Origin of the sequence: Novosphingobium colocasiae (assembly GCF_014652555.1) — a bacterium.
GTDB lineage: Bacteria > Pseudomonadota > Alphaproteobacteria > Sphingomonadales > Sphingomonadaceae > Novosphingobium > Novosphingobium colocasiae.
The window spans coordinates 1-10,243 of the sequence record NZ_BMZA01000036.1 but is presented as its reverse complement, the minus strand read 5'-3'; the positions used below and the strand labels follow the sequence as shown (position 1 = coordinate 10,243).

Genomic DNA, 10,243 nt, shown 5'->3' with positions numbered 1-10,243 from the left:
TGGAAGCGCTCAGCCACGAAATGTCAGAAAATCCCCTCGCAAACCTGGGGGCATCCACCGCATCAGTTCAGTGAACTTTCGCCGTCAGGGGGAGTGGAGCGCTGTAAGCCGGTTGCGCTTTGAAGTGTCTCGCATCCGTGGAATTCCAGGCCGGGGACGTTTCCCCGGCCTGGGAGGTTCCCTTCGTCAGAATTGGCGAGACAGCCGAACACCCCAAGTGCGTGGGGCGCCGTAATTGCCATAATAGCCATTGGCGGTCCGGAATGACGATATTTGGACAGCCTTGTCAGTCAGATTGTTCACAAACGCCGCGAGCCGTGTCTTTCGATCCGCGTCCATCACACTCGCCGACAGATCGATCAATGCATACCCGGTTTGGCGTTCAAATTCGTTCAGGTCGAAAAAGCGCAGCACAGTCGTCGAGCTGTATTTGACGTTGCCGTTCAGCTGCAGCTCGGAAAACAGATCGCCCCCAAGATCGAACCGCTGCTCGATCCCGGCGCTGACAGTAAATTTCGGAGCGCGAGGGAGTCGGTTGCCGTCGAGGTTGTAGGGAATCCCGGTGACCGGTTCCACGACCACACGGTCCTTGAACTTTCCATCAAGCCAAGTGGGCGCGAGCGACAATGTCGTGTGGTCCGTGGCTTCGAACCGAAAATCAGCTTCGACGCCAAAAAGTCGAGCATCCGAATTGTCAATCCGTGTGGTGAACTCCGGAATGAAATTGAGAAATTGAAGATCGGTATACTTATAATAAAAGGCAGCAAGGTTCGCCGTCACTCGCCGATCGGCAAACTGCGACTTCAGGCCGACTTCAAAGGCATCCAGAACCTCCGGCCGGTATGGCGGTTGAACGCCCGAACCTTGACCAAACTGACCACCGCCTGACTTATAGCCACGGCTCCACTGCGCGTAACCATTGACGTCGGGCGAGAATTCATACGTCGCAGCCACCTTCGGCAGAAGCCTTGTGGCCTTTACCGTCTGATCCGTGCTAGCGGTGGCAAAAAACTGGTTAAAATCGTTGTCTTCGTGATTCAGCCGAAGCCCCAGGTTCAGACCGAACCGACTGGTGACGGAATATTTGATGTCACCGTAAAGCGCCATGTTCGTTATTCGCGCCCTCGCCCCAAATCTGAGGCTGCCGGGGAAGGAAGGATGCGCAGACTCGAAAGTCGTCAAGAAGATGTTGTTAGCCTTCTCCTTGAAGAAATACGCCCCAAGAATAAATTTAAAGCCCTCGTAGTCTCCAATAAGCGTCAGTTCCTGACTAATCGATTTCGATGCGCGATCGTATTCAACGTGTGAAAATGCGACGGAAGAGCCGTCAGGATCGTAGAAATCGTAGCTATCGTGATCAATGTATCCGCCAAGATATTTCAGGCTTAGAGCATCGGACAACTGCCAATTGATGCCGCCCGATACAATCAACGTTTCCTTGAAACCTGCAAGACGATTGTTGGAGATCAACTTGTAAGGTTCATGCGTCGCTACGCTCGGCCCATTAGCGATTTCGAACCGGTTCGCGTTGATACTTTGTTGATATCCAACAGGCGCATTATCGCGCTCATAGCGCAGGCCGAGATCGACCGCGATGTCAGAACTCGGCTCCAGCAGAAACGCTACGCGTCCATATTTGGCGTCAACGCCGCCGAGCGTCTGCCCGGTGTTCAGAACCTTGACGATGCCGTCCTGCTTTTCACGGCCCCCGCTAACCCTCACATACACGCCGTCAGCCAATGGTCCGGAGACAAACCCATTGATTCCCAAGGCATCGCGGCTGCCGGTGGAAACCTCAACCTTGCCTGTAAGCTCTTTTGATGGGCGAGCCGAAATGAAGTTGACCGCACCGCCAGTCGCGTTCCGGCCGTATAGTGTTCCTTGTGGCCCACGCAAGACCTCGACGCGCTCCAGATCGACGGCGCGCAGTCTGGCCATGGTCGCGCGAGGCAAGGCAAGACCGTCTGCGTAGACCGCAACCGTTGGCTCCGTGAGCCCGCTATCCACGTTACTGCCGACGCCGCGGATGGTTATCAACGTTGAGCCGACAAACTCGCCAACGACGAGGTTCGGTATCGCACTGGTCAGAGCGCGAATATCGGCAATGCCGCGTTGCGCCAGCATCTCGCCCGAAACCGCAGAAATCGAAGCCGGGATGTTCTGAACGCGTTCGGCGCGCTTGAGCGCAGTCACAACGATTTCACCCACGTCGTTGCCCTCGCCAGCCGGCGCTTTGGCGGGCTCGCTCGTTGAGGCTTGTGGCTCATTCACCGCGCCTGAATCTGCAGGGGCTTTGGCCATTGCGATAGAGGGTAGTGATGCGACCAATGCGCCTAGCGCCACCCCAGCTCCACGAAATAGGACTCTTCTCATTCTAGCCGCTCCCATAAAATTGCCCACTTTCAGCTCCATGGCCTGTGGACTTTGGCGTTCGAACACCCATGCAATTGAAGCGCGAGTTTTCCAAAACTATAATGCCAGCGCATCTAAATAATAGGAAGTGTTGACATAATCTATTGCATCTGAAATATGCGCCTGCATATTCTTATTTACTCTGGCGGCAGGTCTTGATGTTGGTCCGTTTTTCAATCGATATCATCCACCGCGGTACCCGCTAGGGCCTGGCCAGCCCGATCGAGGTCACGCAAACTATGTGCTGCCCGCGCCCACATTAGCGATGTCGGCAGTTTGCTTTTGATCGCGCTACGATCTCCCACCTCGTTGCAGACCGCGTCATCGAGCCGCATGAATTGCTGGGCGCCCTGGGGGTTCCGCAGACAGCTTCCTGCTCCAAAAAGTTGAACGGATTTTTTGCGGGGCTCGCCTAGTCGCGGGAGACCCGAGGTTACGCCTTCGATTTTCGCCTGCAAGTCGAGTAGAGAGGCCGGAAGTGGCTGCATCGAAACCAATGTTCGATGCAGCCACAGAAACCAAACTCGATGATCAATGCGAGAGAATTTTCGTGCCCAAGCCAATTAATAGAACGGGACCATCATCTGATGCTGATCATATTCAATCTGGCGCGCCTGGTCGATCAACCTTCCTAGTTTAGCGTTTTGCGCGCTGTTTCGCATAAGGCTTGCCGCCTAGAGCGGTTTTCGATCAGTCTGGGTCATAGCCGCATGATCTGAAGTAGTTGGCGCATTCCATGGGCTGGAAGATGCCGATGAGCTTGCCGATAAGGCCCCACAAGCCATTCACGGTGCGCTCGCCTGCTTTGCGGAGCATGGCCTTGAGGCGGGAGAATGCCTTCTCGATCGGGTTGAAGTCGGGGCTGTAGGGCGGCAGGAAGCGCAGAGTTGCCCCTGCTGCCTCGCTCCTGTCACGGAGCGCAGGGCGCTTGTGGCTCGACAGATTGTCCATGATGTCGACGTCGCCGGCACGCAGTTCGGGCACGAGGACCTGCGCTACGTAGGCTTCGAACCAGTGCCGTTGATCGGACCGTCCAGCACCATGGGCGCGACCATGCCGGTCATGCGCAAGCCCGCGACCAGCGCGGTCGTCTTGCGGTACGGTGCCGCAGCGGGCTCACCGCTGTCGTGGTGGTATCAGCCATGGGATGGTCTCCTGATCAGGGGTTGGTCTTCAGCAACCAAACCTTCCCATCAGGAGGCCATTCCAGCCAATATGCTCACACCTCCCGCGTAAGCGGGTTCGTTCAATCCCCAACGATTCAGTTCGTGTGGAAACCGCTCTAATTATAACCCTAACCGTGAAGCTACCCGCTCAATCACTTCAAAATGTTGATCTACTGAAGTAAATCCCATTCCGGCGGTTGAAATACTAGCGGATGTCCCGCCAGCATCGCGCCAGCGTTCGAGTTCATCGATGACCAATTGGACATCCCGAAAACCGCTCTTCGGCTGCCCACCCTGGGTCGGATCGACTCCTACTGGCACCATAAAATAATGCTTGCCGAAGTCCTGATCTGATTTGCCTTCTTCAGCAAGCACCTCTCGAAAACGCGCCAGACCACTCAGTCCATTTTCAATTGGCCCCATGAAGATAAAGCCGTCACCTGACCGTGCCGCCCTGCGAAACGCTACCTTGCTGTCACCACCTATATATATAGGGATCGGGGTTTTTGGCCGCGGGTTAACCGCAACGCGATCCAATTGGTGAAATTTGCCATCAAAGCTCACGAGGTTTTCAGTCCACAATTTCCTTAGGATGGCGATTTGTTCGTCAAGAATTTTTCCGCGGGAAGCCCAATCCACACCGAGAGCCTGGTATTCAACGTAGTTCCAACCGCTGCCAACGCCCAGTGTGACACGCCCGCCGGAAAAGAGGCTCAGGTCTGCTAACTGCCTCGCAACAAGCGCAACCTGCCGCTGCGGCATCACGAGTACGCCAAAGACAAAATTGATCTTTTTTGTAATCCCCGCAAGATAAGCGAAACTGGTTATGGGATCGACAAGCGGATCATTCTCGTCAAGATACTGCGTCAAGGGCGGATCCCGGTTTTCGTGGGCAGCGCCAAGAACATGATCATACATGAGAAGATGATCAAAATTCAGGCGTTCGACCTCCAAACCAAATTCACGCACGGCATCAGGATTGCCTCCCAATTCTATTACCGGAAACAAGACGCCGACCTTCATAGGAATACTCCATCGCAAAATATCTGGATTTTTATTTTGGAAATCAAAGATTAGTATCGAATTCACAATTCAGGAATTGCGTCAATTTTCCAAAGCAGACAATTCTGAACGAGCAGATTGCTTTGATCCTGTGGGCGCAGCGGCGACCTTCGCCATTCCGATGCTGCGATCCTCCAGATCGGCCAACACGTGTGCCGGCGTAGAACGATACCGGCCAAGCAACGCTTCAGACTTGGTCAGCCCAACATTGCGTCGCAGGTCTACCAAGGCTTCGGCCATTTTGATCATGGACGGCAGCGCTGTAACCACAGGCACGCCAGTGCCGGCAACGGTATTATACCCGACTTGCGACAATGCAGCTCCGTAAGGGTTGCAGCCGCAAATCACGACATCGGCGCCATCCCGCACGCACTCGACAGCCAACCGGTCGAATTCCTCCACCAATTGCTCCGGGCGACCGTCATAGGCATCCGCCATCAACTGGATCACGTCGGTGTCCCAGGCTCTTACCGGACGGTGCGCGATGGCTCGGCCGGACCAGCCATGGAATCGAATGTTCTCCTCCATCCCGGGGATGAACGCGTCGCCATTGGTTATCACCGCAAACTTGCGCCCCACAAGCTGCGCAACCATCATCGCAGACTCAGCCGGTCCCACGACCGGAATTTTCACGGCCTGCCGGGCGTCCTGTAGGAAATATTCCCCAAAGCACATTCCAGGAAACGCAGCGTCGAAACCTGCCTCCTCTGCCTCCTTCACCAGCCGCATGATGTCCGGTGCCATCATAGTCCTGTTATAACCGAAGAAGGGCGCAAAATCTTTGCCAATGCCGTCAGCCGGAAATTGCAAAACGAATTCTGTCGTTGGTCTCGCGATCGTCTTTGCGAAGTTCAGCATATTTTGGTAGACGTATCGTGCAGTTTCTTCGTTTTTAGAAAAGTGCTCTAACGTATTGTCGGACTGCCAAAGAATTTTTGTCTTCATCGGATTGCCCTCTCCAAGTATTATTGCTATCGCCTAACGGTCGTCCTTATGCACTGGATGGCACTTCGGAACTGCTACCTAGACTTTCAGGATGCGCCCATTGCCGCGCAAGACCAGTGGTTTCTGTCCAGCGCACAGGCATATTGCATATGCATTGGCAGCAGTCGCCTTGCATACAGCCTCGGCGACCACTGATTTGCACCTAACGCCCTTCCAATTGCATATGCAATGCCGAGGCGATCCGGGTCGCGAGAATTGATTTGCCCCGTGGCTCGTGCACAATGCGTGGCGCAAAGGCCAGGCCTTTGGCTTATGAGCATCTTTGGCGCCGAACGAGGTAAAATATGGATTTCGATCCGGGAGAGTATGGGCTTTTGGACGATGGGTCGACCATCGAAACAATTACGGCTCAGATACAGGAAGGCATGGTCGAAGAGGCTGTGGCGGCATTTCAAGAAGTCTTCGCGGAATACCGGCCGGAGGGGTTCAAGATGCTCTTTTCCGCAGTCGACGTCGCTCACAAGCGGCTAATCTGGGTGCACCGATATGCGCCCGGCTTCGACCTGAAAAATCGCTTCTATCCCGGTAGATATCCAAAGCTTACTCACTGCCTGTGGGGCACCGCGCGGTTCGACGCGCTGGAGGCACTGCCCGAGGAATTGCAGCCTGATTGACGGTCAGGTGCCTTTGCGCGCATGGTCACGAAGATTGTATAGAGACAAAAATGACTGATAAGATCAAGACAATCGAAGAACTGGCTGCCGGTCGCAATGTTGAGCTCAAGATCTATACTATCAAGCCCGGTGGCTGGACCAACTTTTTTTACTATTGGCGCAAAATCGTCAAACTGCGTCGAGCAGCCGGATTCAAGGTCGAATTCGCCGTTGCCGACATCCCAGGCAATCGTTTCGTGTGGGGCGTCAGCACAGACGGTAATTTCAACAGTCAGAACACAGATTACTTGACCAGCGAAGATCGCATTGCAGCGAATGTTATATCCGACTATGTCGCTTATTCGGAGTTCCCGAAGGTCGTCTATATTCCGGTTGAGTGATGAGACGCATACCGGCCCGCTCTCTCAGGCTTTGTTGTGATAGGCGCGCCTGTTTCGCCACCATCGGTCGCTGGCCCGGCGGGGAGCGGAAACGGGAGGCCGGTCCAAGCAGGCGATTGTCGGACCTAGGACTTCATCCCGGCGCGCGTCGGCCTCGGCAGAAGGCACTCTCACTCGTCACAGGGGCAGACATCATGCAAGCTGTACGCCGTTGGTTCATCGCTTATGGACTATCTGCCTGCATTTAGAGTGTTTTTAGCAGTTGGGAAGGTGAATGCCATGACTATCGAGGGGATCCTTGAACACTTCGCCGCGCAGGGCGAAGTGTCAGCTTTGGCCGACCTTCCGCTGGACGTCCTGCTGGCTGCGAGCGAACACTCCACCCTTGCAGGCTTCGGCTCGGTTGTGACCTACTCGCGCAAGGTTTTCATACCGCTCACCCGCCTGTGCCGCGACGTCTGTCACTATTGCACTTTCGCAACGAGCCCCCGCGATCTCAAGGCGGCCTACCTCACGCGCGAGGAAGTTCTGGCGATCGCTCGGGCCGGGATTGCCGCCGGCTGTCGCGAAGCGCTTTTCACGCTGGGAGACCAGCCCGAGGCGCGTTACAATTCCGCCAAGGCCGAATTGGCAGCGTCCGGACACCAGACCACGCTGTCACTGCTTCGCGACATGGCCGAGATGGTGCTCGAGCAAACAGGGCTGCTGCCGCACATCAACGCGGGTTTGATGACTGCAGCTGATTACGAAGCGTTGCGGCCGGTGTCTGCTTCGATGGGCCTGATGCTGGAAACGACTTCAGAGAGACTATCGGAGAAGGGAGGCCCGCATTATGGCTCGCCGGATAAGGTGCCGGCTGCCCGGATCGAGGCGATTGCCGCTGCCGGCCTGGCCGCGATTCCGTTCACGACCGGGCTCCTGATCGGCATCGGCGAAACCCGTGCCGAGCGCGTAGAGGCACTAATCGCCATCCGCGACCTCCATCACCAGTACGGTCACATCCAGGAAGTCATCATTCAAAATTTTCGGGCCAAGCCCGGAACACCGATGGCGTACCATCCGGAACCGTCGCTTGAGGAACACCTTTGGACGGTGGCGATGGCGCGGCTGATCCTGGGGCCGGATATGGTCCTTCAGGCGCCGCCGAACCTGCATGCACCGGATGAGCTCGCTGCCCTTCTAAAGGCCGGCATCAACGACTGGGGCGGCGTTTCCCCCGTGACGCCGGATCATGTGAATCCCGAGGCACCCTGGCCCCATCTCGATGCCTTGGCCCAGGCAACTGCGGCGGCCGGTCGTGTTCTCGTGCAGCGGCTGGCGGTCGGTCCGGCTTTCGCCCGCAACCCTGAATCTTGGATGGAGCCCGCACTGGCGAAGGTCGTGCGCCGCTCGGTCGATGCACGCGGTCTGCCGATCGTGGACGACTGGCTTGCCGGGACTGGCAGTCTCGCGCCGATCGTCGGCGGCAGCGGTAGAACAGCGGTCTCGTCGGAGCTTGAGCAGATTATTGCACGAGCATCGGTGGGGCAGCGGCTCGAAGAAGCCCAGATCGTGCGCCTATTCGGGGCGGAGGGATCCGACGTCGACCTGATCATTGATGCCGCCGACAAGTTGCGTCAAAACGTGGTTGGAGACGCGGTGACGTTTGTCGTCAACCGGAACATCAACTACACTAACATTTGCCTCTACAAATGCGGGTTCTGTGCATTTTCGAAAGGCAGCACCAAAGCTGAGCGCGGCCCCGCCTACCGGCTAGACCTCGTTGAAGTGGGACGCAGGGCCGCTGAAGCGGTAGCGCGCGGCGCGACCGAAGTCTGCCTGCAAGGCGGCATCCATCCCGATTACGACGGCAACACTTACCTCGATGTCCTGCGTAGCGTGCGGCAAGCCGCTCCGACTATCCATATCCACGCGTTTTCACCACTGGAAGTAACGCATGGTGCCACCACTCTTGGGTTGTCGCTTGAAACATATCTTCGCCAGCTGAAGGATGCGGGTCTGGCAACCCTGCCCGGCACCGCTGCTGAAATTCTGGATGACGAGGTCCGCGCGATCATCTGCCCCGACAAGGTCGATACCGCGGAATGGCTGAACGTCATGCGCACCGCCCATCGCGTGGGCCTGCGCACGACCGCGACCATCATGTTCGGCCATGTAGAAGGATATGAGCATTGGGCCCGGCATTTGCTGGCGATCCGCGACCTTCAAGCAGAAACGGGCGGCTTCACCGAGTTCGTGCCCCTGCCCTTCGTCCACATGGAAGCGCCGATCTGGCGAAAGGGGCGTGCGCGTTCGGGACCCAGCTTCCGCGAGGCGCTGCTGATGCATGCGGTGGCTCGGATCGTACTGCACCCGCTGGTTCCGAACGTTCAGGCAAGTTGGGTCAAGCTTGGCCCCACGGGCATCGCAGCCGCACTGCGTGCCGGGGTAAACGATCTAGGCGGTACGTTGATGGATGAATCCATCACGCGGGCAGCCGGGGGCAAGAACGGCCAGCTCTGCGATCCGGAGCGGATGGCAGAGCTGGCCGCCAGCGCCGGGCGCCAGTCCCGGCAACGCACCACACTTTATCAGCGGGTCGACGAACTTGCTGCGACCTATGCAGGAGATTATTGATGAGCAATGAGACGATCGCCGTCGTTGGCGGCACCGGCAACCTGGGTCGCGCGATCGCCCGGCGTCTGGCCAAGGCGGGACGCAAAGTCGTCATTGGCTCGCGCGCGGCCGAAAGCGCCAAAGCTGCTGCTGCGGAACTTGGGTTCGGGCTGACCGGCATGGCAAATGCAGACGCCGCGAAGATGGGCGATATCGTCATCGTCACCGTTCCGTTCGCGGCGCAGGAAGCGACGCTTGCCGACATCGCCCCTCATGTCGCCGGCAAGATCGTGGTCGATACGACCGTGCCGCTGGTCCCGCCGAAAGTCATGCGCGTACAATTGCCGCCCGAAGGCAGCGCTGCCCAGCGTGCGCTGAACTTGCTCGGCGACGGTCCGACAGTGGTGTCCGGCTTCCATAATGTCGCAGCTCACAAACTCATCACGGACGAAGACATCGGCTGCGACGTGCTGATATTTGGCGATGACAAGGAAGCGCGCGGAAAAATCGTCGAACTGGCAGATCTGATGGGCCTGCGCGGCATTCATGCCGGCTCCCTGTGCAATTCGGCAGCCGCCGAGGCGCTGACCTCGATCCTGATCTTCCTCAACAAGACCTACAGCGTGGACGGCGCGGGCATCCAGATCACGGGTAAACTTATCAAGCCCTGACGCAGTCGTTCAGCGATGTCGCCGTTTGCGGCGGTTTCGCAAAATCTGCAATTGGCACCGGGACATCGTCGCTCTGGGCGATCGACTTACAAATCGGGCTTTTGATGCCACGTCGGATGGCCTTGCAGACAGGTCAGGTCTTCGAGCGTGTCAATGTCGAGCGCGAGTCCCGGACGCATGACGACTGCGTCGGCCGACAGTTGCGCCTCGTGAAGACTGCGGCTATCCGGCCCGAAACGGAAATCGAAAGGGCAATCCGCCAGAAGGGCAACGGCGTAAGCGTAGCCGCCGCCCCACCTTGCGGGCTTGAAGCGCAGCGTCGAGTCTCCGCGCCCTGA

7 protein-coding genes and 2 pseudogenes are annotated in these 10,243 nt (G+C 57.3%); 4 read left to right on the top strand and 5 right to left on the bottom strand.

Annotated elements, in window-relative coordinates:
• Positions 1–186 precede the first annotated feature (186 nt).
• From IE122_RS17720 to IE122_RS17705, 4 genes and pseudogenes are all read right to left on the bottom strand, one after another.
• Positions 187–2,301: a TonB-dependent receptor gene (locus IE122_RS17720; protein WP_229814376.1), complete on the bottom strand. Its 2,115-nt coding sequence runs from the start codon at positions 2,299–2,301 to the stop codon at positions 187–189.
• An 801-nt stretch (positions 2,302–3,102) separates the two neighbouring features.
• Positions 3,103–3,512, bottom strand: a pseudogene (locus IE122_RS17715) (transposase); the annotation flags it as partial.
• A 186-nt stretch (positions 3,513–3,698) separates the two neighbouring features.
• Positions 3,699–4,601: an LLM class F420-dependent oxidoreductase gene (locus IE122_RS17710; RefSeq protein ID WP_189622570.1), complete on the bottom strand. Its 903-nt coding sequence runs from the start codon at positions 4,599–4,601 to the stop codon at positions 3,699–3,701.
• Positions 4,602–4,682: 81 nt separating this feature from the next.
• A complete protein-coding gene (locus tag IE122_RS17705; RefSeq protein WP_189622569.1) occupies positions 4,683–5,585 on the bottom strand; it encodes an aspartate/glutamate racemase family protein in 903 nt (300 codons plus the stop codon).
• 344 nt (positions 5,586–5,929) lie between these two features.
• On the opposite strand from IE122_RS17705, the gene IE122_RS17700 reads away from it, so the two are divergent.
• The 4 genes from IE122_RS17700 to npdG all read left to right on the top strand — a co-directional run bounded on the left by IE122_RS17700 (position 5,930) and on the right by npdG (position 9,905).
• Positions 5,930–6,259, top strand: a complete 330-nt coding sequence (locus tag IE122_RS17700) for a hypothetical protein (RefSeq protein ID WP_189622568.1) — start codon at positions 5,930–5,932, stop codon at positions 6,257–6,259.
• 50 nt (positions 6,260–6,309) lie between these two features.
• Entirely contained in the window at positions 6,310–6,639 is a 330-nt protein-coding gene (locus IE122_RS17695) for a hypothetical protein (RefSeq protein WP_189622567.1), read from the top strand.
• A gap of 279 nt (positions 6,640–6,918) precedes the next feature.
• Positions 6,919–9,255, top strand: coding sequence for a 5-amino-6-(D-ribitylamino)uracil--L-tyrosine 4-hydroxyphenyl transferase CofH (gene cofH / locus IE122_RS17690; RefSeq protein WP_189622572.1), 2,337 nt, complete (start codon positions 6,919–6,921; stop codon positions 9,253–9,255).
• Positions 9,255–9,905 carry an NADPH-dependent F420 reductase gene (npdG, locus tag IE122_RS17685; protein ID WP_189622566.1) on the top strand — a complete coding sequence of 217 codons (651 nt, stop codon included), beginning with the start codon at positions 9,255–9,257 and terminating at the stop codon, positions 9,903–9,905. The genes cofH and npdG overlap by 1 nt, the downstream gene beginning before the upstream one ends.
• An 86-nt stretch (positions 9,906–9,991) precedes the next feature.
• Here the strand turns inward: npdG and IE122_RS17680 are convergent.
• Positions 9,992–10,243 (bottom strand): annotated as a pseudogene (locus tag IE122_RS17680) (hypothetical protein); the annotation flags it as partial.

Bases quoted from the DNA above. Each gene is read 5' to 3' on its own strand.
- IE122_RS17720 (WP_229814376.1), bottom strand. From the start codon at position 2,301: ATGGCCAAAGCCCCTGCAGATTCAGGCGCGGTGAATGAGCCACAAGCC.
- IE122_RS17710 (WP_189622570.1), bottom strand. From the start codon at position 4,601: ATGAAGGTCGGCGTCTTGTTTCCGGTAATAGAATTGGGAGGCAATCCT.
- IE122_RS17705 (WP_189622569.1), bottom strand. From the start codon at position 5,585: ATGAAGACAAAAATTCTTTGGCAGTCCGACAATACGTTAGAGCACTTT.
- IE122_RS17700 (WP_189622568.1), top strand. From the start codon at position 5,930: ATGGATTTCGATCCGGGAGAGTATGGGCTTTTGGACGATGGGTCGACC.
- IE122_RS17695 (WP_189622567.1), top strand. From the start codon at position 6,310: ATGACTGATAAGATCAAGACAATCGAAGAACTGGCTGCCGGTCGCAAT.
- cofH (WP_189622572.1), top strand. From the start codon at position 6,919: ATGACTATCGAGGGGATCCTTGAACACTTCGCCGCGCAGGGCGAAGTG.
- npdG (WP_189622566.1), top strand. From the start codon at position 9,255: ATGAGCAATGAGACGATCGCCGTCGTTGGCGGCACCGGCAACCTGGGT.